This is a genomic window from Simiaoa sunii, assembly GCF_014337175.1.
Lineage (GTDB): Bacteria > Bacillota > Clostridia > Lachnospirales > Lachnospiraceae > Acetatifactor > Acetatifactor intestinalis.
This window is the reverse complement of the sequence record NZ_CP060633.1, coordinates 667,254-694,250: the sequence shown is the minus strand read 5'-3', so window position 1 is coordinate 694,250 and position 26,997 is coordinate 667,254. Positions and strand designations below refer to the sequence as shown.

Here is a 26,997-nt window from a genome sequence, read left to right as displayed (position 1 = left end):
CATCATTTTTCACTTTCCGGCATGATCAGCTTTCTGAGTTCTTCCGCACCGCTGACAAAATCACCGGTTATGGTATCATTATGAATGACATGATCGCAGATTTTCCGGTTGCGTTTTTCCGCATCAATGGACAGGATCCGCAAGGTCTTCTCCTCGGTGTCGTAGTCAGATTCTATGATGTCGGCAATCAGCTTTTCCTTGTCGCGCGCCACGTATATAATGTGCGTGGGAAAAGACCGTTTCATGGCGATAGCGCCGCACATATCCACCGGGATCACAGCAAACTTCCCCTGATCCAGTAGCTCACGGATATCTTCTTTTCTCGTTCCGTAACGTACTCCCGCATAAGCTGTTTTTTCAAAAAAATCCATCCGGTCGAAGGCTTCTTCTGAAACATACCGGTGTCCGTGACGTTCCGGTTCCGTGCAATAATTCACCGGGCGCACAAACAACTGCTCCGCGCGGATATTCTCTGTCGTATTTCCACCTTTGCTGCCGCACAGAGCTTCTGTGATCTCACGTTTCCCGGAGCCGGAAGGCCCCACCAGTGCAAGTACCGCCGGGGCGGTGATCTTCTCCGGCTTTGAAGTGGAGGCTTTCATGATCTGACGCACCAGTGACACGAATTCCGCCATGGTATTCACAGACAGGAGCCCTGTCATTTTGGCATTCCATGGCTTCCGCATCAACACCGGATACTCTGCCTTGCTGTCCAAAATATTGTGAATGGCATCATCCAGTACAATATCAAAATGTACACGGTCTTTCGCACTTCCCAATATAATATTCTCCGGTGGAAGCTCCGGGAACTGCGTCATGATCTGCTCTGCCCGCACTCCCATAAAATGCGGTGATACCGCCGTAATAAAAAAAACATCCGCAATCTGCATCAGCCGGCGGATCCCACGCTTTGTCTCCTCCGTGGGAATCTGCCGGCTGTACAGCTCGGGATCGTTATAAAATTCTTTGATCACCGAAGTTCTTCCCTCATTGGCCCAGGAAGTGATCTCTTCCAGGCGATAAGGCTTCTCCGGATGATATTTTTCATTTGCCATACGGATGGCTATGCTGTTAAACGGGGCGGTGACATCGTCCCAGTCAATACCGATACTAGGTCTGAGCATGCTGTGCTTCCTCACTTTATACAGATACATTCTACTATTATATGCGATCTGTATTCAGCATAGCATAAACCGGTGCACAGCACAATCCATACATGCCGGATATCTCTAGCCTTTCATGGTCTCTTCCAGGATATGCAGACAGTTCTGCATGGATGCTTCAAATTCTTCTTCATTATTATTTTGGAACAGGATCAGATCATCCTTCACCTTAGGATCATCCAGATTCTCCGGAATGGAGAAATCACAGGATGCAATATACTCATCCCAGTGTGTCAGCTTCCAGGTATCTCGATCGGAATTTCTGGCGATCATACGCTCATGTACGATCTCCGGAGATGTTTCCACCCATACGACCACCAGCGTTGCATTTTTCTCTGCAAGCTTGGCTTTCAGATTATGAATATAATCCATATCCCGGATTTCCTGGGTAAAGGGTGCATTGATCAATACAATATCGTCATAATCCAATGCTTCCATAGCCAGATCCACAACACACTCGTACTCATAGTCACGGATATTTTTTTCAAAAAAGTCACTGCTTCTGTCATAAGGCTGTCCCGCTACTACAAATATCTGTTTTGACAATGTGATCAAAGTATCCTTGTCCAAATATACCACATGCTGCAGTCTCTTCGCCAAAGCTTTGGAAATATAAGTTTTTCCGCAGGCGGGCGGTGATGTTACCAGGATCAATTTCTTAACCATAAAAATCTTCCTTTCCGCTATGTATTGTTTATTATTATCCTTTTCATTAGATATAGCGCGATTTTTTGAGATTGTCAACTATTTATCAAACTTTTTGGTTGTTGACTTGTCAACATTCATGTGCTACACTTCATAGAGTTGTTGTTTCATCAACATTTTATAGGAGGATTGTCCATGCAGGATCGTTTTGAAAGATTCGTTGTATCGATCACGGAATTGCACCGTTATCTGCAGAAATTAAAAGAACTGGAAATGGGGCAATTAGACTTAAAAGCAGGTTACACTATGTGTCTGTATCACCTGGGAAAACATCCGGAGGGGCTGACTGCCACACAGCTGACAGAGCTTTGTAAGGAAGATAAAGCTGCCATTTCCCGGACATTAAGCCAGTTAAGTGCTAAAGGCCTGGTGTCCTGTGAGTTGCCGGAAAACAAGCGTTCCTACCGTACTTTATATTATCTGACCGAGGAAGGCAGCACTGTAGTCAAAAAAATCGGTTCCCGGATCTACTCTGCACTGGCTCACGGCGGAGACGGCATGACAGAGGAACAGCGGGTGAATCTCTACGATTCCCTGGAGAGGATCTCCCATAATCTGGAACAGTACCTTGCTGAGTTCCCTTCCGAACATCCACCCAAAAAATAAGCAGGAAGAAACATTTAGCTGCCAAACTATAATAAAAAGAATAGGAATACTATCATGGAAAAAATACGTTTTATCACAGACTCCGCATCTGATATGAACCACCCCAGGGAGGATGTCACCATCCTGCCGCTGCACATCCGCTTCGGCGACGACGAATATGCTGACGGAGTCACCATCAGTCACAGAGAATTCTACGAAAAGCTGATCGAATGTGACACTCTCCCCACCACCAGCCTGGTATCTCCCGCTGTCTTTGAAGACGCTTATGAGCAGGCAGTCTCCGCGGGGGAGACCGTCATCGTGATCACCATCTCCGGTAAATTGTCCGGCACCTGCCAGAGTGCCCGGATCGCTGCTGAAGATTATGAGGGTAAGGTATTCGTCGTAGACAGCATGAATGCCACCATAGGAGAACGCATTCTGGTAGAGTATGGTCTGCAATTAAAGGATCAGGGGAAATCCGCAGAAGAAATTGTCAGCATTCTCGAAAAGGAGAAATCCAAGATCCACACCATGGGACTTCTGGACACCTTGGAATATCTGAAAAAAGGCGGACGTATCTCCTCTACCGTGGCATTCATCGGCGGTGCACTGGCCATCAAGCCTGTGGTCGCTGTCTCAGACGGTGAGATCATTATGCTCGGGAAAGCCCGCGGCTCTAAAAACGGCAGTAACTTCCTGATCCGTGAGATAGAAAAAGCTGACGGTGTAGATTTCTCCCGTCCTTTCTGTCTGGGTTATACCGGTCTGAGTGATGAGCTGTTGCAAAAATACATTCACGACAGCGAACATCTGTGGAAGGATTACGCAAAGGAACTTCCCATCAGCACTCTGGGAGCCACCATCGGAACCCATGTAGGCCCCGGAGCTGTTGCGGTTGCCTTCTTCGAACATTAAACCTATTATAATTCTTTCCATTTACTCAAGAACAGCCGCAACCTTCCGGATGTTACGATGCGGGCTGTCACACTGATCAAAAAAATCCCGAAGGCTTTCACAGTCTCCGGGATTTCTTTTATTTTTCTTTTGCTTCTCTGATCAAGCAGCTTTCTTTGCTTTCTTCTCTTTCATCTGCTTAACGAAGGTCCGTGCACCTTCCACTACCAGGAAGATTGCCAGAACTGCCATTGCAGCTGCGAAGAACAGCTGGAACCAGTCACCCCATGCAGCAGTGCCGGCACCGATCGCCTTGCACTTGTTGATCACGGTGATCACCAGGCTGGTCAGGGTTGCAGCAAGCATGAATACCATAGGGAAGAAGAACATCTTGTTGTTCTTGCCAACTTCACCCAGCCATGCAGCTACTGCCATCAGAGCGATACCTGCGAGCAGCTGGTTCGCTGCACCAAACAGACCCCAGATCTGGCTTAAGGACAGACCGCCGAGGATACAGCCGATCAGTACCATGGATACAGTACCGAACAGAGGATGAGCCAGCACCTTACGTGCGCCCTTGGCATCCTTGTAAGTAGCTTCGCCTTCCTTCAGGAACAGCTCGGAGAACATGAAACGGCTCAGACGGGTACCGGTATCCAGACTGGTCAGTGCGAATACGGATACAGACAGTGTGAGCAGTGCGTAGATCGTACCGTATGCCTTGGAGGTCTCGGTACCGAACATGGATGCAATACCTGCAGCGAATGCAGCTGCGGGAGATCCGAACTCACCGTTTAAATACTTCTGATATACTGCACCGACTGCTACCAGCGCGATGATACCCAGAGCAGACTCGATCAGCATGGAGCCGTAACCGATAGCCTTGGCATCCTTCTCGTTCGCTAACTGCTTGGAAGAAGTACCGGTAGCGATCAGGCTGTGGAAACCGGAACATGCACCACATGCTACAGTGATGAACAGCATAGGGAACAATGTCTGTCCTGCCTTGGGCTCCCAGCCATTAAACGCAGGGATATCGAATGCGACAGTACCGGTGAAAGCACCGGCAACGACACCGATGAATGCCAGACCGATCATAGCATACAGCAGGAAACTGGACAGGTAGTCACGGGGCTGTAACAGGATCCATACGGGAACCAGGGAAGCCACTGCGATGTAAACACCTACAAATACGATCCATGCGATACGGTTCATTGCAAATCCAACGTTCAGACCTAAAACAGTAATAGCTACGATACAGATGATACCACCGATGGTAGCGGGCAGAGTCTTAACGCCCATTCTGTTGGTCACATAACCATAAATAACAGCCAGAACGATGAACAGCAGAGAGATCATTGCGGTAGACTGATTACCGGTAGGATTGGTCACAAAACCGAAAGCGGTCTTGCCGGCATCATCCGCCAGGGTCAGGAAAGTACCTGCCACAATGTTAACGAAGGAAGCGATTACCAGGATCAGCACCAGAAGTGCGAAGATGATGAAAAGCTTCTTAGCTCTGGATCCCATGGAATCCTCGATGATCTCACCTACAGATTTACCGTCATGTCTGATAGATGCGAATAAAGATCCGAAGTCCTGCAGACCGCCGAAGAAAATACCACCGATGATACACCACAGGAATACGGGAACCCATCCGAAGATGGAAGCCTGAATCGGTCCGTTGATCGGGCCTGCTCCGGCGATAGATGAAAAATGATGACCCATAAGTACGGCAGGCTTAGCTGCAACGTAATCCACACCATCTTCCTTCTCAATTGCAGGAGTCTTCTTGGTAGGATCGATACCCCACTGTTTTGCCAGCCAGGAGCCATAGAACACATAGCCGATAAACAACAGTACAATAGCGGCTACAACGATTAATAATGCTGTCATTTGTGTTTCTCCTTTTCTTAAATACACAGATTTAATTTATCATTGCCTTTTTTACGAGTTTCTTCAGAATCTGTCCGTGGCGGTTGTGGACGATCCGACCCGAAGACAGCTCGGCGACAATCAGACGATAATTGCTCCAGCCATGGAATCCCCAGAGGTAACTCTGATAATGCCTGCACTTTTTCACCTGTGCGAGAGCATCCTCCCCGGCATGAGCGGTCAGAATGATCAGGACGACATCACTGTTCCTGTGATTGGAAGACGGCTGCACATTTGCAGTTCCCCGCTCCCAGGCGATAGCGTCCAGTTCCAGAAGACGTTCCTTAGATAAAGATTCTTCTGTGGCAAAATACACTGTCTCGTTGGTGTCAATATCTGCCACCTTGGCTTTCTTGATCAGAAAATACTGCTCATTATGGGATCCGAAGATTGCTTCGGCTGCGAATGGCGGTTCTACAGCCTCTGTTTTGATATTGTAGTAGGTCTGATAAGATCGCAGGACGCGTTCCAGCGCTTCCCCGGGAGTAAGTGTCTTTTGTAATTCCATTCTGCTTTCCTTTTAAGCATGCGTAATCGATTACATTTACGTTCATGCTATTGATAACTTTAGCACGTCGAAGTGTCAAATACAACGGATTTTTTAGCATTTCTTTACACTTTTTTTATAAATACATACTTTATCGTTATATGTTAGTCCTCTGACAGCTTTTTTCCAAGGTGCAAATTTAACCTATATACCATTACAAATTTAATCTCTTTATCTGGATAAACTTATTGACTTTTGTTGGGTAACCGGAAATCATTCTAAAAAAAGCAGCCGATTTTCATCAGCTGCCGATTTTTAGGAATGATTCTTCTCTTCCTTGATCTCCCAATGGATCAGGAAGGTCAGTGCCGCACGAAGTCCGATGATACCGGCTACGGTAACGATCTCCTTCCAGTCTCTGACAATAACGGTCTTAAGGATCTCACTGCACAACTTGAATTCCAACCCTACAGCAAGCCCCTGCGCCAAGGTGATCTTCATATCCGGCACCCGCCGCACATAATTATAAAACCCTTTCAGACCGGAGAGAATAATAACGATCACTCCGACAAATTCAAAGAACAGTATTGCCACCTGGACAATATTGTTCATCACGTTTTCCAGGAATTCAATGATAAGCTCTATGTGGAACATGCACAGCCCCCCCGCTTTACTTACACTTCTTTTTTCATTGTAGCGTATCCAAAAAGGGCGTGCAAGATGTATCTTTATCTTTTTATCAGCTATTTTTCTTCTGTTTTCAATAATTCCTGCATAGTATGCCAGCCAAGCACCGCGCATTTTACCCTGGCAGGCATGTGGGCGATATCCTGCAATACGGAGGCCTCTTCCAGCTCATCCTTCTCTTCATCGGTGATACTTCCCTTGATCATTTTCAGGAACAGATCTGCCAGATGCAGTGCCTCTTCCTTACTTCTACCAATGACCAGTTCCAGCATCATGTCCGCGGAAGCCTGGGAGATGGCACAGCCGTCTCCTTCAAAGGCACCGTCCACGACTACACCGTCCTCCACCTTCAGTTCCAGAAAAATATCATCGCCGCAGCTGGGATTGACACCTTCTAACACCAGGTTCGCATCCTCCAGCTTGTGCTTGTGATACGGATGCAGGTTGTGCTCCGTCAGGATCTCATTATAAAACGTTTTATTCTCCATAGCCCATCTGTCTCCTTATCCCGGCAAGACTTGTTAAAAATGCCTGTATCTCTTCTTCCGTATTGTAGACACCCAGACTCACTCTGGTGGTAGACAACACTCTCAGGTGCTGTAGTAACGGCTGGGCGCAGTGATGTCCCGCCCGGACTGCGATGTGATCTGCATCTAAAACAGATGCCACATCATGGGGATGCACGCCGTCCAGCTTAAATGTCACGATACCGTGATGATCCTCCGCTTTCTGTGATCCTAAAATATGCACCGCAGGGATCTCCTTCATCCCATCCATCAACAGTTTTGTCAGCTTTGCTTCTCTCTCTTCGATGAAATCAAAGCCGATCTTCTGCACATAACGGATAGCCTCTGCGAGGGCATAAGCACCGGCACCGTTCACCGTACCTGCCTCGAACTTATGAGGCACCTCTGCCCACACGGCTCCTGTACGGCTGACGGAATCGATCATTTCTCCACCGCATAAAAACGGGGGCATCTGCTCTAACAGCTCTCTCTTCGCATATAACACACCGATTCCCATGGGAGCGTACATTTTATGCCCGGAAAATGCCAGAAAATCCACATTCAGATCCTGTACGTCCACTGCCATATGGGGCACGCTCTGGGCTCCGTCTGCCACGAAATAAGCGCCTGCCTCATGTGCCAGCTGTGCAAAACGCTTGATATCATTTTTGCAGCCCAGCACATTGGATACCTGGGTCATGGCAACGATCTTCGTTCGGTCGCTCAGTGCCTCCTTAAAAGCTTCCTCGGTATATTTTCCGTCTTCGGCGCACTCCAGATACTTCACCACCGCTCCGGTCCTGGCTGCCGCCTGCTGCCAGGGCAGGAGATTGCTGTGATGCTCCATAATGCTCACCAGGATCTCATCTCCCGGTTTCAGTACCAGGGATCCGAAACTGTACGCCACCAGGTTTAAACCTTCCGTGGCATTGCGGACGAAGATGATCTCCGCCGCTTCCTTCGCATTCAAAAACTCCCTTACCGTCTCTCTGGCTTCTTCGTATTTTTCGGTTGCCGCCTCTCCCAGCTCGTATAATCCGCGCAGGGGATTGGCATTGTATTTTTCATAAAATTCCCGCTCTGCTTCCAGGACACAGGCCGGCTTCTGTGAAGTCGCTGCGGTATCCAGATAGATCACTTTCTGATTCTCCAGCAGAGGAAAATCCTTGCGGATCTCGTTGACTGAAATACTCATACTTCCTCCTGTTATCTTACTCTTTACGCTTCCTCTTCTTCCACGGCTCTGCCCAGGAACTTTTGTACCTTTGCCTGTGTGGAAGCGTCAGGGATCTTACGGCAGACCGCATCCACCTTCGCCATCGCCATCATCTCATAGATCTGCTCTCTGTTCATGCCGCGGCTCTCTAAGTAGAACAGCAGCTCATCATCCAGCTTACCGATGGTGGCGCCGTGATTGCCTTCCACATCTTCCTCCGCACAGAGGATCAGGGGAATGGTCTGGTTCACCACATCATTGGACAATAACAGTACGTCCTCTTTTTCATTGCCTACCGCACCCTTGGCACCCCATTTGAAGTCAATGGTGCCGCGGTATAATTTGAAGGCATGATCTCTTAATACGCCTCCGGCCTGCATATTACTCTGGGTCTTTTTCCCCTCATGCAGAGCCACATAATTCATATCCAGTCTGCCTTCGCCGTCTACGATATAGGCGGTATCCGTGTTCACGCTGCTCTCTCTGCCCTGCAGAGTGGTCTTGCATCCTAAATACGTATTTTTACCGCCCAGGATCAGCTGGATCACTTCCAGGGAAGCCTTCTCCTCACACAGGGCACCGATATCATTCATAAAAGTAAAATCACTGCCCAGTCTCTGCACCTGGATCAGCCGGAGCTTCGCGCCTTCTTCCAGATACAGTCTGGTGGATACCGCTGCCTGACCTGACGTCTCCCTGTCGGAAGCAAAGTCCTCGATCACGGTGATCTCACTGTTTTTACCTGCTTTTACCGCTACAGCTCCCGCCTGTAAGCTGTTCTGTGCATAGGCATAATCAAGCAGTAACGGCTGCACCTCTGTCACATCCGCGGGCACCTCATAATGTTTTGCTTTTACTCCCGCTGCGGCAAGCAGACCGTCCATATCTTCCCCCATACCGGAGGCAATCCCTACAAAATCCGCATTCCAGGGCTTAGAGCCTTCGTTTTCAGCGGTCGTTATCTTCTCCGGCAGAGTGACTTTTGCCTCTCCGGCCGCGGGGATCTCTATTCTCTCCAACTGCGTCTCATTCATACGAAGCCAGTTCCATGTCTTAGAGGGCAGTCGGTTGATGGTCATATTATATTCTTTTTCCATATTCTGTCCTCCCTTTACCCGATGCTGCCTTTCATCTCCAGGCGGATCAGGTTGTTCATCTCTACCGCATATTCCAACGGCAGCTCCTTCGATACATTGTCCGCGAAGCCGCTGACGATCATGGCTCTGGCGTCCTCCTCGGAGATGCCGCGGGACATCAGATAGAACACTGCCTCGTCGCTGATCCTGCCGATCTTCGCCTCATGCCCGATATCGGCATCCTGGGTACGGATATCCATCGCCGGGATGGTATCGGAGCGGGACTTATCATCCAGCATCAGGGACTGACAGGATACCGCAGATTTACTCTTTGCCGCACTGTTCTTCACTACCACGGAGCTTCGGAACGTACTGATCCCGCCATCCTTGGAGATGGACTTCGTGTTGATATAAGAAGTGGTCTCCGGTGCATTGTGAACCACTTTCGTACCGGTATCCAGATTCTGACCGGCTCCGGCGAAAGTAATACCGGTAAATTCCGCTCTCGCTCCCTTACCGTTCAACACGCTCATGGGGTACAGATAGGATACGTGGGATCCGAAGGAACCGGATACCCATTCTATGGTACCGCCTTCTTCCACCAGCGCCCGCTTGGTGTTCAGGTTATACATATTCTTGGACCAGTTCTCGATGGTGGAGTAACGCAGTTTTGCATTTTTCCCCACGAACAGCTCCACACAGCCGGCATGGAGGTTCGCCACGTTGTACTTCGGGGCGGAACAGCCCTCGATAAAATGCAGGTATGCACCCTCGTCCACAATGATCAGGGTATGCTCGAACTGTCCGGCTCCCGGTGCGTTCAGTCGAAAATAGGACTGTAAGGGGATCGTCACGGACACTCCGGGGGGAACATATACGAAGGAACCACCGGACCACACAGCACCGTGCAGCGCTGCGAATTTGTGGTCTCTGGGGGTCACCAGCTTCATGAAATGTTTCCGCACCATATCCGCATATTCCCCGTTCAGGGCACTCTCCATATCGGTATAGACTACGCCCTGGGCTGCCACTTCTTCTCTGACATTGTGATATACCAGTTCGGAATCATATTGTGCCCCCACACCGGCGAGGGACTTCCGCTCCGCCTGTGGGATCCCCAATTTTTCGAAGGTATCCTTGATGTCCTCCGGCACTTCGGACCATTTGGCGCTCATATGGGTATTAGGTTTTACATAGGTTACGATGTCTTCCATGTTCAGACCCTCAATAGAGGGACCCCAGTCGGGAACTTCCATCTCATTATAGATCTGCAGAGACTGTAATCTGAAATTTGCCATCCATGCGGGATCCTTCTTTTTCTCGGAAATCTCCGCCACAATATTGGGAGTCAGTCCCTTTTTAATACGATAGACGTCCTTCTCCTCATTACGGATATCATAAATGCTTCTGTTGACGTCTTCCACGTATGTCTTTTCACGTTCACTCATTCAGATCGTCAACCTCCTTATGCTTCCAGAAAACGTTCGAAACCATGCTCGTTGATCTCGTCTACCAGGGAAGCGTCGCCGGATGCCACGATCTTACCATTCACCAACACATGGGTCTTGTCCACATGGAGAGACTCCAGGATTCTGGTGCTGTGGGTGATGATCAGCAGCGCACCTTTTTTGTCCTTCTGGTACTCTTCCACACCCTTGGATACCGTACGTACCGCATCCACATCCAGACCGGAATCGGTCTCATCTAAGATTGCCAGAGAGGGTTTTAACATAAGTAACTGTAAGATCTCTGCCTTTTTCTTCTCACCGCCGGAGAATCCCACGTTCAGATCACGGTCCCCGTAGGAAGGATCCATCTGCAATACTTCCATTGCCTGCTCCAGTTCCTTTTTGAAGGTCCACAGCTTGATGCGGGAACCGCTTCTCTGTTCCACGGCATTACGGATGAAATTCCGAAGCGATACTCCGGGTACCTCCAGGGGATTCTGGAAGGACAGGAAAATACCATCCTTGGCTCTCTGGTCTGCGGTCTCTTCCAATAATTGTTTTCCTTTGAACAGGATCTCACCACCGGTCACCTCATAACGGGGACTTCCCATGATGGTGTAACCCAGTGTGGATTTGCCTGCACCGTTGGGTCCCATGAGGACATGGGTCTCTCCGGGACGAACCTCTAAATCTATTCCATGAAGGATGGGCTTGTCCTCTACACTTACGGACAAGTTACGCACCTGTAATAATTGTTCTGACATATACTTCCTCCTATCTCTAGCGTACAACTAGGAATTACTATATCATTATATACAAGCATCTGCAAATATGCAACATATAATTCCTACAAAAGTGCCGTACATTCTATTCAAATTGTATTACATTTTTTTGTATTACATGTTTTAGTTAGCAGCAACTTACTATAAAGTAAAACACAAGCCATTGCGAGGAGTTCTCTTTTTCTCTCACAATGGCCTTTGCTTTTTCTCTTTTTATGCTTTTTCTCTTTTTATGCTTCTTCTCTATCCAAAAGGTTCTTCATGCTCTTGGTGCTGATCCACAGGGTAGATGTATTATGCAGAAGAGCGGAAGTGGTGGGAGGAATGATACCTGCCACACCTAAAATGATCAGTCCGGTGTTGATCCCTACGATCATGCGATAATTTTTATGGATCCGCTCCATCAGGGCATTGCTCAGCTCCTTCAGTGTCGCTACTTCCTGTAAATTATCCGCACCGATGGTCACATCCGCGATCTCTCTGGCGATCTGTGCGCCCTCGCTGATAGCAATCCCTACGTCTGCCGCTGACAATGCCGGGGAATCATTGATACCATCACCGATCATAATGACCTTATGGCCTGCCTGCTTCTCCTGCTCCACGAACTTTGCCTTGTCCTCCGGCAATACTTCGGAATAATACTCATCCACACCGACGATTCTAGCAATGGATTTCGCGATACGATCACTATCGCCTGTCATCATAACGACCTTGCCAATCCCCAGGCCTTTTAACTGCCTGATCACCTCAGCGGCCTCTTCTCTGAGAGGATCCTCGATATAGATCACCGCAGCCAGCTTACCGTCTATTGCCATATACAGGCGGGAGTATTCCTCAGACAGCTGATCGAACAGCTCCTGCCTGCCCTCCGGGATCTGTGCCTGCTCATCCTCAAATACGAAATGGTAGCTGCCGATGATGATCTTCTTGCCGTTCAGAGTAGAAGAGATTCCATGGGCTACGATATATTCCACTTTGGTATGCAGTTCTTCATGTACCAGCTCCTTGCGGGCTGCTTCCCGCACCACTGCCTTTGCCATGGAATGCGGGAAATGCTCCTCCAGGCAGGCGGCGATCCGAAGCAGTTCCTCTGCGGGCTGTCCGTTAAAGGATACCACATCCGCCACGGTAGGCTGTGCCTTGGTCAGAGTACCAGTCTTGTCAAATACGATGGTCGTGGCATCTGCCATAGCCTCTAAGTATTTGCCGCCCTTTACCGTGATCTCGTAGGTGCTTGCCTCTCGGATCGCAGACAATACCGCTAACGGCATGGACAGCTTCAGTGCGCAGGAGAAATCTACCATCAGCACGGATAATGCCTTGGTCACATTCCGTGTGAACATCCATACCAGACCGGTGCCTAAGAAAGTATAGGGTACCAGCTTATCTGCCAGGTGCTCTGCCTTACCCTCCAGAGAGGATTTCAGCTTCTCGGATTCCTCGATCATGGTCATGATCTTCTCATATTTGCTGGAACCGCCGTTTTCTTTCACACAGATAGTCAGTTCACCTTCTTCTACCACAGTTCCGGCATAGACAGTTCCACCGGGAATTTTTCTCACCGGAACGGATTCTCCGGTGAGCGATGCCTGGTTCACCATGCCTTCTCCGTCCGTCACTGTACCGTCGAAGGGGATCACATTGCCCATGTGGATCCTTACCAGATCACCCGGCTTAATGGATGTGGACGGCACCAGGATCTCCTGTCCGTCGCTCACAACCCATACCTTGTCAATGTTTAAGGACATGCTCCTCGCCAGATCACCGACAGACTTTTTGTGCGTCCACTCCTCCAAAATCTCACCGATGCCTAACAGGAACATCACAGAGGCTGCGGTGTTGTAATCACCACGCAGCACAGATACACCGATAGCAGTGGCATCCAGTACCGGTACTTCGATCTTGCCCTTCGCCAGAGTCTTCACGCCGTGCCAGAGATATTTGAAAGACTTCACTGTGGTGATCACGGAACGGATATCCATGGGCAGAAACAGCCTGATCCCATAATGCATTACCACTTTATTGATCAGCTGATCCTTATATTCCCGGTTCATCTCTCTGCCGGAATTAGCAAGATAGTTCTCCGGCACTTCCGTACCCTGATACGTAAAATTCTCCAGTGTCTTCAATGCTTCCTCCCTGGAACCGGTATAGACTACCGTAACATCCAGGGTGCGCTCCTGAATTTTGGCACTGACAATATTACTCTGTCCGTCCAAATAGTATTGCAGTGTATCTGCCTGCGCAAAGCTCATGCGGCTCTGTAAAATGTGAACCCTGAGTCTCCCCTTTATCTCATGCTTGATCACAAATCTCATAGTTTATGCCTGCTTTCATGAAAACACCTGCGATGCCGGAGCATGCAGGTGTCTGTTATTCTGTCTTGTAAATTATTCAGCGTCTGCTGCGGTGATCTCAGCCTCTGCTGCTTCTGCTTCACCATCGTACTCTTTTGCGGCCTGTGCTGCTCTGTCCTCGTTGATCTGCTGAGCTTCTGCGTAGATATCCTCTGCGTTCTCCTGGATAGTGGTCGCAGTCTTCATGACACACTCCTTTGCACGCAGAACGGCTGCGGTGCAGTTGGTGTACAGCTTCTTCGCATCCTTGCTGGACAAAATCTTGATACCGGCGGTTCCGAACAGAACGCCTGCTGCGAAGATACCGGTTTTTGCTTTATCAATCTTTTTTAAACATTTCAACATAATTCATTTCCTCCTGTGTGAAGTCTTTGGTTTATTCTATTTATGAATGAATATTATAAGCACCTGTTTTTCCTATTTCCAGTTTTTTTCGTTTAATGAGAAATTTTATCATTTATTAAAAATACTAAAGGCCAGTGGATCAAAATCCACTGACCTCAGACTGTAGACAAAACGCTTTTGGTCAGCACTCCAGAAGCGTTTTTCTTGTTTTGGGTTCAAAAAGTGTGTACTTGATCAATAATAAACACTTTTGGGCTCCCCTTTTTCCCTTCCTGGCTATCATCTTTGCCAGTTTTTTCAGATTCATGCAGGCAAACGTAAGCCCGACTTTCATTTCCATCCGGGCTTTTCCTATCATCTGTGTATAGCGTAATCCGTGGTTTTCTTTTGCTGTTCCGAAGAGGCGCTCTACGGTCTCTTTCCGTTGCGCATACACTTCCTTCATCCCAATCGTATGCCGGATATCCTCACACTTTTCCATGTACGGCTCCCAGATATGCCGGGTCACTACCTTCACATGATCCCTGCTTTCTGTGCACTGCTTCAGATATGGACATCCTTCACAGACGATTCCGCAGATCTTGTATTCCCGGTATCCGGAACGGTTCGTCGTATGATAAGCCAGCACCTGATCATTCGGGCATACATAGCAGTCAAAATATTCATCATACACATACTCGGCTTTTTTGAAAAAACCATCTTTGGTCATGGGGCGTTTATACGGCAGAAGCGGTGTGATACCATCATCCAGAAGTAACTTTGCTATCGCTGGTGTTTTGTATCCTGCATCGGTTACCAGTGTCTGAATGCCAATGTCTTTTATCTTATCATACAGGGATTTAAATGTCCGGCTGTCATGCTGGTTGCCGGGATTTACACTATAACCCAGAATCCATCCGTTTTTGTCACAGGCTGTCTGCACGGAATACGCAAAAACATTTTTATGCTCACCCTTTCGGAACCATCCGCTTTCCGGATCCGTTGTACTTTCCTTGACCGTTTTTTCTTCTTTTCCATCAGAGCTGCCACCACAGGAGGGGGGATCTTTAGGATCTTCCTTCTTTTCTTTCAGAGGCTTTTTCCCATGCGCTTCCCGGTCTTCGTTGATTTCCTTCTTTAACTGCTCTTCGAAGAACAGTGCTTCCTCATCTGCAATCCGTTTCCGCATCTTTTTGCTGTTTGCCCGTGCTTTTACATGGGTGGCATCCACGAAGACCTCGGAAGGATCGATCAGTCTGTATTTATAGCATTCCTGCAGGATACGGGAAAAGATCTGTTCAAAAAGATCAGTATCCTTAAAGCGTCTGGTATAATTCTTTCCAAACGTAGAGAAATGGGGAACCTTGTCCATCATTTCCAGACCGAGGAACCATCGGTATGCGACATTGACTTCGATTTCTTTTACTGTCTGGCGCATACTTCGGATGCCGTACAGATACTGGATGAATGGAATTTTAATGAGCATGACCGGATCCATGCTGGGGCGGCCATTGTCTGCACTGTATTTATCAATCACAAGATCATAGATAAAACTCCAGTCGATTGCCTGGTCAATCAGGCGCAGCAGATGATCCTGCGGAACAAGGTCATCCATGCAGAACATCTGAATCTGCTCTCTTTTCTTATCTGCATTCTGTGTCATCATAGGAAACACCGCCTTTATTTTGATACTTTCATTATACCAAAAAAGTAGTGAAAAGTCCCGTAAATACGGCATTTTCACTACTTCTTATATGCTTGTAAGTACATAATTTTTGCAGTCATGACACAAGAAAAGCTCCTTCCTGTGAGGGAGCTTTGTCTACAGTCTGAGGCCAGTGGATCAAAATCCACTGACCTTCTTGTATTCCTGTAATTTTTCTTTTGCTGCCGGGGTCAGGTTCTTAGGCACCTGAATCTGGATCACGACATACTGATCGCCATGGACATTTTTATCCTTCATGGATACCACACCCTTACCTTTCAGACGGATCTTGCTGCCGGACTGCGTACCTTCCTTCACTTTGCACATGACATCGCCGTACAACGTGGGCACACGGATCTCGCCGCCCAAGGCCGCAGTAGTATAGGGGATATTGACTGTGGTATACAGATCCTGTCCTCTACGCTCCCAGCCCGGTTTCTCCTGTACCGTCACCTTCAGATACAGGTCACCGCTCTCACCGCCGGAGTAACCTTCACCGCCCTTACCTTTCAGGCGGATACTTTTACCGGTATCGATACCTGCCGGAATGTGCACCTGCACGGATTCGGACTTGCCGGTAGCAGGATCTCTTAAGGTAAAGGTCTTGTCGCAGCCATGCATTGCTTCGTCAAAACTGATGGTGATGCCGGATTCCACATCCTGACCTTTACTGCGGTAGTTCGCCCGGCTGCCCCGTCCGGAGCCTTTCTGTCCCTTGAAATACTGTCCGAACAGATTGTCAAAAATATCCTCATCCCCGCCGAAGCTGCCGAAATCACCGGTACCGAAACCGCTTCCTCCGGTGCTGTAATGGAACGTGCCGTTGCCAAAGCCTCCGAAACCATCGGTACCGAAGCCGCCTCCGTTCTTAAACTGCTCCTGATACTGTCTGGCTGCCTCCTCGTTAAATCCCTCCTGGAAAGCAGCAAAACCGTAAGTATCATATAGTTTCTTCTTTTTTTCATCCCCCAGCACATCGTAAGCTTCGTTGACTTCCTTCAGCTTCTCCTCTGCCACAGGGTCTCCTGCATTGGTATCCGGATGGTATTTTTTCGCCAGTTTCCGGTATGCTTTTTTTATCGCTGCGGCGTCCGCTGTCTTGCTGACACCCAGTACTTCATAATAATCTCTTTTTGTTGTCTTCGTCATATTCCCTCCATTCTGCCCAACCGGTGAGCCACACAACCAAGACGTTTTCCATGTAAAAATCAGCCACACAGTTCCCTGCGCGGCTGACCACTTCACATCTCTTTTCAAACAATTGTCTGCTGCTGCAGTCGCTTGTTCCTCTTACAGAGATTATATTATCACTATAGATTAGCACTCGCAAGAGGTGAGTGCTAAAATTTTTATTAAATCTTTAATTTTCTTTGTCTTCTTTCTGTAAATAATAAAATCTCTTCTGTATTTCAATCTCTTCCCGAAGCTGTTCTTCTGATGGAAGGCAAGTTTTATATTTAGATGCAAATAATTGTTCGTGCCCATGCAATATAGAATATTTTGCAATATCTTCGTCTGTATCGGAACATAAAATAATCCCTAATGTTGGATTATCTCCTTCATTTCGTTTCATTTCATCATACATACGAATATACATATCCATCTGTCCCACATCTTGATGTGTAATTTTCGACGTTTTTAAATCAATCAATACAAAACACTTCAAAATGTAATTGTAAAAAACAAGATCAATGTAATAATCTTCTTTTTCAGTTCGAATATGCTGTTGTCTCGCTACAAATGCATAGCCCTTCCCCAATTCCATGAGAAATTTTTGAATATGCGTGATAATTCTCTGCTCTAGATCACTTTCTGTAAAGTCTGTGTTAGAAGACAGTCCGAGAAATTCAGCTATTACTGGATTTTTGATAAATTCCAGCTTATCAGCCTGATAAGAAGCAGTCAGCTCTTTCATTTCTTTTTCGACTGATTCTGCATTTTGAGACATGAGTATTCGGTAATAATACTGTGAAGAAATATTACGTTGCAACGTTCGAACTGACCAGGCTTGCTCCTGTGCTTCTTTTGTATACCATGCCCGCGCCTCTGGTGATGTTTCCTGAAGCAAAATTCTATAATGTGTCCATGATAAAGGTCGACCAGACTTTGGACTCAGTGAGTCCAAAATTTGAGGAAATTCCTGATGAAATTTTACATATTTATAAAGACTACTAAAATCAAATCCTTTACCATATTTTTCTTTTAGTTCCGCTGATAGCTTTTTCATAGTTTTTTTGCCATAGTCTGCTTTTCCATTTTCATCCAGACACTCTATAGCAATTCGTTTCCCCAATAACCAGTTCCTTTGAACCAGAATTGTATCGACAGCCGCATACGCAATACTTTGTGCGCTCTCCACGATTTCACATGTATCAGCAAATAAATCGCCTGTTTCATGGTAAACAATCGTATTTCTATTTAATTTTGGCCTTGTTAAATCCAAACTTGCTTTTCCTTTTTCAGAATGTTTCTTTTCCATCAAAGCAACCTCTTTTTCAATCAAACCGGCTATTACAATTTGCCACCCTTAGAACCGCCAAAGCTTGCGGAATTCAGGATATTGGTGTCAAAGGTAAAGGTCAGTCTCTCCTCGGTGCGGGCTCTCTTCAAAGACAGCTGGATCATACGGTCCAGAAGCTCTTTGTAAGGAACTCCTACCGGCTCCCACAGATAAAATGCCAGAGATCCGGGGATCGTGTTGATCTCATTGAAATACAGCTTGCCGTTGTCTTCGTCAATCATAAAGTCGATACGGGACACACCGTTACAGCCCAGCGCCTTGAAAGATCTGACTGCCAGTTCCCGCACCTCTTCTCTCTTCTCCGGAGACAGTTCTGCCGGAATTTTGCGGGATACGCTCGCCATGCCCTTGGAGCCGCTGCCCTTGGCATTGCTGACGTATTTATCTTCATAACTTAAGATATCTTTGGTGTGCAGGGGTTCTTCGCACTCGGAAGCAATAGCGTCATTCTCATCTCCCAGTACCGAGCAGTTGATCTCACGTAAATTGGTGATGGCGTGCTCCACCAGCACTTTGGTCGCATACTTGAACGCATCATCGACGGAGTGGGTCAGTTCCACACGATTTTTAGCTACGCTGATGCCTACGCTGGAGCCTAAGTTGACCGGTTTTACGATCACCGGATATCCCAGTCCTTTTTCCACTTTGTCGAGCAGAGTCTCTATCTGCGCATAATCCGACAGAGTATACAGCTGCGCATCCAGTACCGGTACATCACACTCTTTTAATACAGCTTTCATGATGTATTTGTCCATACCAATGGCGGATGCGGTCACATCACAGCCCACGAAGGGGATGCCCATGGTCTTCAGGTAACCCTGGAAAGCGCCGTCCTCCACATTGGTACCGTGGACTACGGGGAAAGCCACGTCGATCTCTACCGGTTTCTTCCCGCCAAACAGTTTCACCGGGAATGGCGTCAGGAAGACCTTTCCATCCTCATTGGTCATGATCACTCTCTGGGATTTTTTCAACAGTTCGTCGATATTTTTATAGGATTCGATCTTGCCGATCTCCTCACCGATGTACATTTCATTACGCTTGGTCATATAGACCGGGATCACTTCGTATTTGTCTGTGTCCATGCTCATGACAGCCTGGATGCCGGAGATCACAGATACCTCGTGTTCTACACTCTTGCCGCCAAACAGCATTGCTACTCTTGTCTTCATTTATTTTCCCTCCTGAATTTTCCTACTCTCTGTCAACTATCCGGAACCACTTTCGCGAAATCGCCTCTGAGTCGTCTAATAGTTATCCGTCAGGTCATTCTCTAATAAAATATACTTATGTCCCTGCCCTTTGATGGCATAGGCGTAAGATACAGCTTCCTCCAGCTTGTCGAATACCAGGCATTTCTCTTCCGGGAATCCCTTCTCCAACACGCCCTCCCTGATGGGCTCGGTGTGCCGTCTGCCCACTAACAGGATGTAATCGCAGCAATCCGCTGCGTAGTTACCGAATTTATGATTGTATTCTGCTTCCTTGTCACCCAGCTCTACCATGCCCGGCGTGATCAGGATCCGGATACCGTCAAACATAGCCAGCGTCTCGACCGCTGCCCTGGAACCTACGGGGTTGGAATTGTAAGCATCATCGATGATCGTCACCAGACCGTGCTCCCGCATCTGCATACGATGGGGCACCGGCTCGATCCGGCGTACCGGGATCCGCAGTTCCTGCAGCGTCATGCCCATTTTATGAGCAACTGCGATAGCCCCCACCACATTGATGACATTGTGGGCACCGATGAGACGCATCTGGAATCTCTCGCTCTCGCCGTCCGGGGTCACTACCGTGAACTCCGTACCTAACTGGGATACCTTCACATCTTTGGCACAGTATCCTGTCCCTTCCGTCTCAGAATAATAGAAGATCTTCTCCGGGGTCTGATCATACGCGGGAGAAGCTGCCTGTTGCTGAATATAATCGTTGTCACCGTTCAAGAACAGCATGCCGCCTTCCGGCAGAGCATCCGCCAGCTCGAACTTCGTCTTCTGAATATTCTCCATGTTAAAAAAGGTCTCTAAATGCTGCGGTCCGATAGATGTGATCACACCGTGATCGGGATGCACCATATCGCAGATCTCCTTGATATCGCCCACATGGCGGGCACCCATCTCGCAGACGAAGATCTCCGTGGTGGGTTTCAGGGAGCCTCGGATGGTCCGCACCACTCCCATCGGAGTATTAAAGCTCTCCGGAGTCACCAACACATTATATTTTTCCTGCAATAATGTCTGCAAATAGAACTTTACGCTGGTCTTGCCGTAGCTGCCGGTCACACCGATGACGGTAAGTCCCGGGACGCTTTTCAGCTTTCTCACAGCATCATTGATATAATGCTGATTGATCCCCGCCTCCATGGGATGATTGATGACATTAGCCACAATATCCAGAAACAGATTCACAGATACCAGGATCAGGCACAGTCCCGGAATCCGCTTCATTCCGCCCAATCCACACACCAGAGCGAATACCGCAGCCGTAAGGATCAGCTCCGTAGCGAGCAATCTCTTGACCCGGGCGGTATACACCAGCTTTTTCTTCGTGTTCATCCGCTTCATGGCACGATATACCACGATGATCACGAGCAGTACCAGATACTCGAAGATTTCAAGGGCAAGGTATGGGAACACACAGGTCACAATGCCCAGTGCCAGACCAAAATAGAGAATCCATTGCAGCCGGAACTTCTTCTTCAGCCAGTGAAGGTGTTCTTTATTCTTATAGCCGTTCTGCTGGAACATATGAATATTATACCTCATGGTATAAAAATATGCCGGAACAGCAAGCACGACCGCTATCAGCACACGTATGATCATTTCAGATATGCCTCCATAATTCCCCGGAACTGTGCCGGCTTCTCAAGGAAAGAAAAATGACCGGTTCCCGGGATCACTGCCAGGCCGCAGTTGGGTATCTTCTCTTCCATAATATGTGCATCCCGGATAGGAGTTGCCGTATCCTGATCTCCCCAGATCAGCAGTACTTCCTGACGGATCCTCGGAAGCAGCTCCGTCAGATCCTCATTCACCGCCTTCACCATACACTGACGCATCATGGGTGTCGCATTGCGGTAGTCTGCCGATCCCTGTCGGCTCCTCCAGTCATCGATCACCTCCGGGAACATGGCATAGATCAGCTTCAGATTCAGGAATTTCTTCAAAATCTTGTACTTGCGGATCTTCCATTTCTGTGCAGTAGTCCGCACCGGCAGGACACCGGCACTGTCGATCAGGATAATATTCGTGATCTCAAAAGGGATGCTCTCTCTGGCTGCCAGCTTGATGATCACTCGTCCGCCGTAGGAATGCCCGATGAGGGTGGCCTGCTTTACCTGCATTACTTCCATAAATCTGCAGAAAAAGTCCGCAAATCCGTCCACATCCCAGGGTTCCTTCGGTTCATCGCTGCCGCCGAAGCCCGGGAAATCGAACTGGATCACACGGTACCTGCTACCGTCTATCACACCGGCTACGGAATCATACACTCCCAGATCCGTACCCCAGCCCTGTAAGATCACGACTGTCTTATCGCCGGTACCGGTTGTTTTATAACATATATTATATCCGTCTACTACTATATTCATTGAAAACCTCAATTTTAAATTGCACTGTTACAAATTTTTATTATAAGCTGAAAGTATCACAATATCAACCAAAAGCTTCTTTTCCTAATTTTATGCCATAGTTTTCATAAGCGAATTTACTGTTTCTTTCCAGCCAGCTATCAAACGAAATATATTCTTTTTCATAAGAAACACGATTTTCACTAATCAGCAAATTAACCTTACTCATTACCTCCTGAATATCTATCTTAAATTGTGCCTTCCCCTCTTTTTCCTTCTTGAGTTGGTAAAATAGAATATTCATCAAGGTTTGCAATGCCGAAAAACTACCGGCTACCTTGATCATAGCGTACAGACCATCTCGATAGCCCGTATCAATCCCTGATGTATTATCTCTTGCATAGCAATTATGAATCGCATCCACGACTGCCTGGTAATTATGACCGGCACCGGGATAGCTTTCAATACGGCAGCTGCCAACACCTGAAAGCAACGCTAAATATGCCATTCTATTACCTGCAACATATTTTTTATTGATAATATTCACCATTGCTTCCGCCTGATCCACTAATTTATCATATACGGTTCCCATTTGCTTTTCTCCTATCTCATAATAGATATTGTGTAACCAACACCGTCACTTATACCTGACAATTCATTCGATCCACTTGATACAGCATCACTGATTATATCATGTAAAGGCTTTTGTGTCACTTCAACTTCACCACTTAATAGTCTTCCGCCAGACACAAATTGATCCATGTAAGCACTCCAGCTATTGACAGATGGCATGGAAATATTTGTTCCGTTTAATGGAACTTTTGTAGTAATCATATATGCACCATCTGCTGAATTTAATGGCACACCGGATAACACTTCCTGTCCGAATCTTTCATAATCCGATATCTTAAATACCCCACCTTCATATGAACAAATATCACCATATTTATCTGCATACTCACTTAATTTGCTAATTGGTACCGAGAAAATGCCGCCACCTGATTCTAAGCTTGTATTAACATCTCCAAAGTTTCCTCCAAAGCTAAGAATATTTGCTCCATTTACTTCAGCATTTTGAAATGTCACAAGTTTCAATTCCACTGGATTTCTGCTTAGTTCATCAGCAACTTCCTGCAGATTTGTACATTTTAGTAAATGCTCATTATCAGGGCAAAGACTTTTAACATATTGAACTATCGCATCATCGCTAATAAATTCATCTGCTCTTGGCAATAACTCACTATGTTCTATACCTGCATATACCTTAGTACCTGCAGATTTTGATAATTTTAATTCAAGAATATCATCCAGGCTATATTTATCGGTATCAAACAGTCCTTCGTCATATCTACGCTTGTATTCAGTAATTGTATCTATTCCATTTAATTTATTTTCTGTTAATTTGAGCGCAGTTACATCTTTATCACTAACAATATCTTTGAGCATCTGCTGTTCGTCAGAACTTAATTTATCCCAGCCATTGCCCCAGGCATCTCTTGCCTCTTTCGTAATATCATACTGTTTGTCGGATTCTAATCTGGAAATATATTTATCAATAACCTCCTCGGAATACCCAGAATCTTTCCCTATTTGCCGCAATGCCTCTGTAGCTTCTTCATTGGCCTTGATCGGATCTGCCTTTTTGACATTAGAAATTGCTTCCTTTGTCGCTTGTAACCGGTCTTCATCTATAAAGCTTTTTGATTTTTTAGCTGTTGCACTTACTACTTCATCTGCATTTTTCCCAGAGGTTTTTGCAACAAATGCCAAATCATCTGTGTGCTTCAATACATCTCCAGCCTCGCCAATAAGACCATGTGTATCCAATGCAAGTCCAAATCCATCCAGGGCAAGTGCTCCCCAGTCTCCTTCCCTGATATCATACGAGCAATCTCTAATTCCTGTGACAACACCAAACGCATCGCCAAATCCCGGTACCAGAGAAACTCCCATGTTTAAAACCGCAGCAAGTTTAGAATCGCCTCCATATGGACTATAATTTCCCCATATAAAATCGTATGCCGCCTTTCTACCGGTTTCCGTGAAGGTTGCTCCAAGCGCTGCCGCTCCAAAGCTGGTTGCTGCTGCGGCGGCTACGACTGCCGTACCAAGTCCAAATGTCAGACAGCCAACAGCTACAGCCGCTGCTAAAGTAAGAGAGAATCCCAGAACAGTCTGCCAACCATAGTTTTGCATAAGTCCCGACAGCGTGCTGCCTGACTCGGTCCAACCTCCATCATCAGCAAATGCAATCAATGGTGAAGCCGTCATAACCATTACTATCTGTACAGAAATGACAGATAATACAAAGATTGCTGCCACGGTTGGTTTATTCACCTTAATAATTCCAAGCTTGATAAAGGACAGAAGGATAACAACAATCGATATTGTTAATCTGACCCAGAAATTAAAATCCAGCACAAACCAGAGTATCGCATTAAGAATGGAACACAAAATCAATCCTATACTGATACCAAATAGTCTGAGTTGATATTCTCCAAATAACGGAGCCCGGCTTTTACCGCTCATCACCTTTTTATACCGGGTACTTGAATGAAATATCATCAGAAATGGGGCTATTGCACCATCTTCGCATTTCATACAGGAGAACAAAATCATGACAGCAAGTAAAAAAACAGTAAACGGATTGAATACCGCCATGTTCAAAACGGATGCTATTGCCAGACCTGTCCATACATAATAACTCATTCCTCTCGGAACGGCAGCTGTGTAATGCTTGATGTTCTTCCCAAAAGAAAATACATGTGATATATTTGTTTTGACTTTTCCGGAAACTATGTCACCGACGATCGTTCTTAAAGCAATTGCCAACAGGTAATACAATAATGCCGTAATCGTAACCGTGTTAACTGTTCCGGCAAATGTCGGCATTCCTGTCACGGATGAAGTCTGTGCAACACCCGCCAGCAAATAGGCCGTAGCCTTTCCAAAAACAGCTCTTATATTAATGTTAAATGTATCATTCAGGTAACATAATGCATAAAGATTCCATATAAGTGTAAGAACAGACATCAATACACATAAGCCGACTCTTTTCAGTATATTTTTCCAGTTGGTAAAGCTCTTGAAAAAATTGACAAACATCATTTTTATGAAACCGAACAATCCTTTGGGAAATGTTTCATTTCTTGTCAATTTCAAAAAGCTCAGTCGCGTGTAGTATTCTGGATCCTCTATTTTTCCATCTTTTGTTTCCGGCTTATTGTCATGCTCTTTATTGGCACGACAATGACTATCGATATATCTTACGATTACTTCCTTCAGTTGATCATTGCTATATTTTTCAATATGAATTACACTGTGATGATCATCTAAGGATATCTCTTCAAGCTGTTTTTTTCCAATATGGATCAACTCATCTGCTTCATATTTTTTGCCGCTTATATTCTCAATGCACTGCAGAAAAACCTGGTTCACAGGTTCCACTTCCAAATGAATACTACGCCCTTGTTCTGAAAAAATCTTGTTGGCATTCTTCAATTTAAATTGCTTATTTGTATCTTTTTTCTCTATTTCGCTGCTAAAGTAATCATAAACAATTCCGATATCCGAATCTGCCACTAAAACAGCCCTGTCTTTTACCGCATCCTGCTGCATAGCAAGATACATTCCATCCAATTTGGTAACAAATATTCCCTTCTGATCCGAATAAGACGCCTTTTTTATCGTAACAATATTTGAACTTTGTGACCATGCATTTATAAATGTATATACAACCCCATTGATAGTGGTTTCGTTGCCATTTCGAACCAGTGTCCCATGCTTTATAGCCAGATTGATAAGTTGTTCCAGCTCTGTCTCATTCGGTTTTGCATAAAGTAACGGTGCATTCACAAAGCCCGTGACATGTGCACAATTGGTTTTTCTCATAAAATACTTAAATACTAAAATAAATTCGTTTAAAGATAATTCATTTATTACTGCCGGTTTTTCCTTTTTCATAATGTTTACCTACTCCACAATATTTTGGGGTACGATCGTAAGACCGTACTTTCCTCCAAGCCAATAACTATCTTTCACCTTTATCAGACACTTTATTTCATTATCCGACAAACCATTCTCTTCTTTTAAATACAATCCCTGAAGTTCTGACTGCAGACCATCCTCTGCATAGTTAAGGATGAGTACCCCATCATATTCCGTCGTGATCCACAGATAACCATCCTCATCCAGAAAAAGCTGCCTTACTTTTTCTCCCGGGACCCCGTTCTCACTGAAAAATGTAGCTGTGATCTTGTATTCTCCGTTTATCTTTTGGACAAGTGCCAGTCCACCATCATCCATGTATCCGGTTCCAACTAACATTTTCTCATCTCCGAGATATTGCAGTGAGGTAACATATGCATGGGGAAGTCCGTCTGCGACAGTAATAAAATGAGTACCGTCATTATCCCAAATACTAATTCCTCCGTTTTTATGATCCAGATAGGATGCGAACCACAGGCTGTGCCCCGTGCTCTTTATTACATTGACAGAATCACTGCATAATCCGTTAGAGGAGTTATATATACTTTCTACCTTCCATCCCGACGGACTTCGTATTAAGCTTGCAGCGCCATGATAAGTTCCGATCCAGAGTCTTTCTCCATCCCATTCCACAGTATTCACGCGGCCTTTGGGAATATCCGGATAACTAAATTCCAGTCTGTCACCGTCTCCATTCTCCTGAATCCCTGTCAATCCATCTTCCTGTCCGATCCACACGGTTCCGTCAGAACTTTTTGTTATTCCGGCGGAATAGATAAGATTCAGCCCTCCATAATATTTTATTTCTTCTCTTGTATCTGCATTATATACATATACCCCATCGTTGCACCCTACCCATACATTCTCACCATCATAATAAAGTGCTGAAATTTCTTCGCCGGATCTCAGGATCGTAAAATCTTCCTTCCAGGGAACATTCTCATCCTGCTTTTCCACAATTTTCCGGGAAATAATAAATGCCATGAGGATAAATAAAACAAACAGGAAATATAAACTATATGTAAGGAAACGTCTTCGCCGCATT

23 protein-coding genes are annotated in these 26,997 nt (G+C 46.3%); 2 read left to right on the top strand and 21 right to left on the bottom strand.

Annotated elements, in window-relative coordinates; translation table 11 throughout:
- Window positions 1-2 precede the first annotated feature (2 nt).
- Window positions 3-1,124, bottom strand: coding sequence for a 5' nucleotidase, NT5C type (locus H9Q77_RS03325; RefSeq protein WP_249326529.1), 1,122 nt, complete (start codon window positions 1,122-1,124; stop codon window positions 3-5).
- A gap of 105 nt (window positions 1,125-1,229) precedes the next feature.
- On the bottom strand, window positions 1,230-1,829 hold the full coding sequence (locus H9Q77_RS03320) for an AAA family ATPase (protein WP_118551104.1): 600 nt from the start codon (window positions 1,827-1,829) through the stop codon (window positions 1,230-1,232).
- A gap of 174 nt (window positions 1,830-2,003) precedes the next feature.
- Between H9Q77_RS03320 and H9Q77_RS03315 the strand changes: the two genes are divergently transcribed.
- Window positions 2,004-2,474: a MarR family winged helix-turn-helix transcriptional regulator gene (locus tag H9Q77_RS03315; RefSeq protein WP_022152737.1), complete on the top strand. Its 471-nt coding sequence runs from the start codon at window positions 2,004-2,006 to the stop codon at window positions 2,472-2,474.
- 54 nt (window positions 2,475-2,528) lie between these two features.
- Window positions 2,529-3,371 (top strand): DegV family protein, encoded by an 843-nt coding sequence (locus tag H9Q77_RS03310; RefSeq protein WP_118551103.1) that lies wholly within the window; start codon window positions 2,529-2,531, stop codon window positions 3,369-3,371.
- Window positions 3,372-3,512: 141 nt separating this feature from the next.
- Here the strand turns inward: H9Q77_RS03310 and H9Q77_RS03305 are convergent, their stop codons facing one another.
- From H9Q77_RS03305 to H9Q77_RS03215, 19 genes are all read right to left on the bottom strand, one after another.
- Window positions 3,513-5,246, bottom strand: coding sequence for a carbon starvation CstA family protein (locus H9Q77_RS03305; protein ID WP_022152739.1), 1,734 nt, complete (start codon window positions 5,244-5,246; stop codon window positions 3,513-3,515).
- 31 nt (window positions 5,247-5,277) lie between these two features.
- Window positions 5,278-5,793 (bottom strand): hypothetical protein, encoded by a 516-nt coding sequence (locus H9Q77_RS03300; protein WP_154497442.1) that lies wholly within the window; start codon window positions 5,791-5,793, stop codon window positions 5,278-5,280.
- A 294-nt stretch (window positions 5,794-6,087) separates the two neighbouring features.
- A complete protein-coding gene (locus H9Q77_RS03295) occupies window positions 6,088-6,405 on the bottom strand; it encodes a DUF1622 domain-containing protein (RefSeq protein WP_117464798.1) in 318 nt (105 codons plus the stop codon).
- A gap of 110 nt (window positions 6,406-6,515) precedes the next feature.
- Complete coding sequence (sufU, locus tag H9Q77_RS03290; protein ID WP_022152742.1) at window positions 6,516-6,947, bottom strand: Fe-S cluster assembly sulfur transfer protein SufU; 432 nt, start codon at window positions 6,945-6,947, stop codon at window positions 6,516-6,518.
- Window positions 6,937-8,160, bottom strand: a complete 1,224-nt coding sequence (locus H9Q77_RS03285; RefSeq protein WP_283244805.1) for an aminotransferase class V-fold PLP-dependent enzyme — start codon at window positions 8,158-8,160, stop codon at window positions 6,937-6,939. Before H9Q77_RS03285 ends, sufU begins: the two co-directional genes overlap by 11 nt.
- Window positions 8,161-8,183: 23 nt before the next feature.
- Window positions 8,184-9,278: a SufB/SufD family protein gene (locus H9Q77_RS03280; RefSeq protein WP_022152744.1), complete on the bottom strand. Its 1,095-nt coding sequence runs from the start codon at window positions 9,276-9,278 to the stop codon at window positions 8,184-8,186.
- 14 nt (window positions 9,279-9,292) lie between these two features.
- Window positions 9,293-10,705 carry a Fe-S cluster assembly protein SufB gene (gene sufB / locus H9Q77_RS03275; protein WP_249326528.1) on the bottom strand — a complete coding sequence of 471 codons (1,413 nt, stop codon included), beginning with the start codon at window positions 10,703-10,705 and terminating at the stop codon, window positions 9,293-9,295.
- Between the two features lie 17 nt (window positions 10,706-10,722).
- Complete coding sequence (gene sufC, locus H9Q77_RS03270) at window positions 10,723-11,469, bottom strand: Fe-S cluster assembly ATPase SufC (protein ID WP_118547509.1); 747 nt, start codon at window positions 11,467-11,469, stop codon at window positions 10,723-10,725.
- Between the two features lie 248 nt (window positions 11,470-11,717).
- A complete protein-coding gene (locus H9Q77_RS03265) occupies window positions 11,718-13,805 on the bottom strand; it encodes a heavy metal translocating P-type ATPase (RefSeq protein WP_249326527.1) in 2,088 nt (695 codons plus the stop codon).
- Between the two features lie 72 nt (window positions 13,806-13,877).
- Window positions 13,878-14,189, bottom strand: a complete 312-nt coding sequence (locus tag H9Q77_RS03260; protein ID WP_118547508.1) for a DUF6110 family protein — start codon at window positions 14,187-14,189, stop codon at window positions 13,878-13,880.
- Between the two features lie 181 nt (window positions 14,190-14,370).
- A complete protein-coding gene (locus H9Q77_RS03255) occupies window positions 14,371-15,834 on the bottom strand; it encodes an IS1182 family transposase (RefSeq protein WP_249326526.1) in 1,464 nt (487 codons plus the stop codon).
- Between the two features lie 177 nt (window positions 15,835-16,011).
- The gene (locus H9Q77_RS03250) at window positions 16,012-17,022 is read right to left on the bottom strand and encodes a DnaJ C-terminal domain-containing protein (RefSeq protein ID WP_118547507.1); all 1,011 of its coding nucleotides are present in this window, start codon (window positions 17,020-17,022) and stop codon (window positions 16,012-16,014) included.
- Window positions 17,023-17,233: 211 nt separating this feature from the next.
- Window positions 17,234-18,352: a PDDEXK nuclease domain-containing protein gene (locus H9Q77_RS03245; protein ID WP_118547506.1), complete on the bottom strand. Its 1,119-nt coding sequence runs from the start codon at window positions 18,350-18,352 to the stop codon at window positions 17,234-17,236.
- A gap of 32 nt (window positions 18,353-18,384) precedes the next feature.
- Window positions 18,385-19,566, bottom strand: a complete 1,182-nt coding sequence (locus H9Q77_RS03240; RefSeq protein WP_118547505.1) for a D-alanine--D-alanine ligase family protein — start codon at window positions 19,564-19,566, stop codon at window positions 18,385-18,387.
- Window positions 19,567-19,641: 75 nt separating this feature from the next.
- The gene (locus tag H9Q77_RS03235) at window positions 19,642-21,219 is read right to left on the bottom strand and encodes a UDP-N-acetylmuramoyl-tripeptide--D-alanyl-D-alanine ligase (protein WP_249326525.1); all 1,578 of its coding nucleotides are present in this window, start codon (window positions 21,217-21,219) and stop codon (window positions 19,642-19,644) included.
- Complete coding sequence (locus H9Q77_RS03230; RefSeq protein WP_118547502.1) at window positions 21,216-21,986, bottom strand: alpha/beta fold hydrolase; 771 nt, start codon at window positions 21,984-21,986, stop codon at window positions 21,216-21,218. The genes H9Q77_RS03235 and H9Q77_RS03230 overlap by 4 nt, the downstream gene beginning before the upstream one ends.
- A 64-nt stretch (window positions 21,987-22,050) precedes the next feature.
- Window positions 22,051-22,557: a hypothetical protein gene (locus H9Q77_RS03225; RefSeq protein WP_249326524.1), complete on the bottom strand. Its 507-nt coding sequence runs from the start codon at window positions 22,555-22,557 to the stop codon at window positions 22,051-22,053.
- 11 nt (window positions 22,558-22,568) lie between these two features.
- A complete protein-coding gene (locus H9Q77_RS03220) occupies window positions 22,569-25,928 on the bottom strand; it encodes a hypothetical protein (protein ID WP_249326523.1) in 3,360 nt (1,119 codons plus the stop codon).
- Window positions 25,929-25,937: 9 nt separating this feature from the next.
- A complete protein-coding gene (locus H9Q77_RS03215) occupies window positions 25,938-26,996 on the bottom strand; it encodes a ligand-binding sensor domain-containing protein (protein ID WP_249326522.1) in 1,059 nt (352 codons plus the stop codon).
- Window position 26,997: the final 1 nt, after the last annotated feature.

What these genes read in the sequence shown, in the direction of transcription:
- H9Q77_RS03315 (WP_022152737.1), top strand. Translation starts at nt 2,004, where the DNA reads ATGCAGGATCGTTTTGAAAGATTCGTTGTATCGATCACGGAATTGCAC.
- H9Q77_RS03255 (WP_249326526.1), bottom strand. Translation starts at nt 15,834, where the DNA reads ATGATGACACAGAATGCAGATAAGAAAAGAGAGCAGATTCAGATGTTC.
- H9Q77_RS03235 (WP_249326525.1), bottom strand. Translation starts at nt 21,219, where the DNA reads ATGATCATACGTGTGCTGATAGCGGTCGTGCTTGCTGTTCCGGCATAT.
- sufU (WP_022152742.1), bottom strand. Translation starts at nt 6,947, where the DNA reads ATGGAGAATAAAACGTTTTATAATGAGATCCTGACGGAGCACAACCTG.
- H9Q77_RS03305 (WP_022152739.1), bottom strand. Translation starts at nt 5,246, where the DNA reads ATGACAGCATTATTAATCGTTGTAGCCGCTATTGTACTGTTGTTTATC.
- H9Q77_RS03325 (WP_249326529.1), bottom strand. Translation starts at nt 1,124, where the DNA reads ATGCTCAGACCTAGTATCGGTATTGACTGGGACGATGTCACCGCCCCG.
- H9Q77_RS03260 (WP_118547508.1), bottom strand. Translation starts at nt 14,189, where the DNA reads ATGTTGAAATGTTTAAAAAAGATTGATAAAGCAAAAACCGGTATCTTC.
- H9Q77_RS03285 (WP_283244805.1), bottom strand. Translation starts at nt 8,160, where the DNA reads ATGAGTATTTCAGTCAACGAGATCCGCAAGGATTTTCCTCTGCTGGAG.
- H9Q77_RS03230 (WP_118547502.1), bottom strand. Translation starts at nt 21,986, where the DNA reads ATGAATATAGTAGTAGACGGATATAATATATGTTATAAAACAACCGGT.
- H9Q77_RS03300 (WP_154497442.1), bottom strand. Translation starts at nt 5,793, where the DNA reads ATGGAATTACAAAAGACACTTACTCCCGGGGAAGCGCTGGAACGCGTC.
- sufB (WP_249326528.1), bottom strand. Translation starts at nt 10,705, where the DNA reads ATGAGTGAACGTGAAAAGACATACGTGGAAGACGTCAACAGAAGCATT.
- H9Q77_RS03220 (WP_249326523.1), bottom strand. Translation starts at nt 25,928, where the DNA reads ATGAAAAAGGAAAAACCGGCAGTAATAAATGAATTATCTTTAAACGAA.
- H9Q77_RS03320 (WP_118551104.1), bottom strand. Translation starts at nt 1,829, where the DNA reads ATGGTTAAGAAATTGATCCTGGTAACATCACCGCCCGCCTGCGGAAAA.
- H9Q77_RS03265 (WP_249326527.1), bottom strand. Translation starts at nt 13,805, where the DNA reads ATGAGATTTGTGATCAAGCATGAGATAAAGGGGAGACTCAGGGTTCAC.
- H9Q77_RS03215 (WP_249326522.1), bottom strand. Translation starts at nt 26,996, where the DNA reads ATGCGGCGAAGACGTTTCCTTACATATAGTTTATATTTCCTGTTTGTT.
- H9Q77_RS03310 (WP_118551103.1), top strand. Translation starts at nt 2,529, where the DNA reads ATGGAAAAAATACGTTTTATCACAGACTCCGCATCTGATATGAACCAC.
- H9Q77_RS03280 (WP_022152744.1), bottom strand. Translation starts at nt 9,278, where the DNA reads ATGGAAAAAGAATATAATATGACCATCAACCGACTGCCCTCTAAGACA.
- H9Q77_RS03240 (WP_118547505.1), bottom strand. Translation starts at nt 19,566, where the DNA reads ATGAAGACAAGAGTAGCAATGCTGTTTGGCGGCAAGAGTGTAGAACAC.
- H9Q77_RS03225 (WP_249326524.1), bottom strand. Translation starts at nt 22,557, where the DNA reads ATGGGAACCGTATATGATAAATTAGTGGATCAGGCGGAAGCAATGGTG.
- H9Q77_RS03250 (WP_118547507.1), bottom strand. Translation starts at nt 17,022, where the DNA reads ATGACGAAGACAACAAAAAGAGATTATTATGAAGTACTGGGTGTCAGC.
- H9Q77_RS03245 (WP_118547506.1), bottom strand. Translation starts at nt 18,352, where the DNA reads ATGGAAAAGAAACATTCTGAAAAAGGAAAAGCAAGTTTGGATTTAACA.
- sufC (WP_118547509.1), bottom strand. Translation starts at nt 11,469, where the DNA reads ATGTCAGAACAATTATTACAGGTGCGTAACTTGTCCGTAAGTGTAGAG.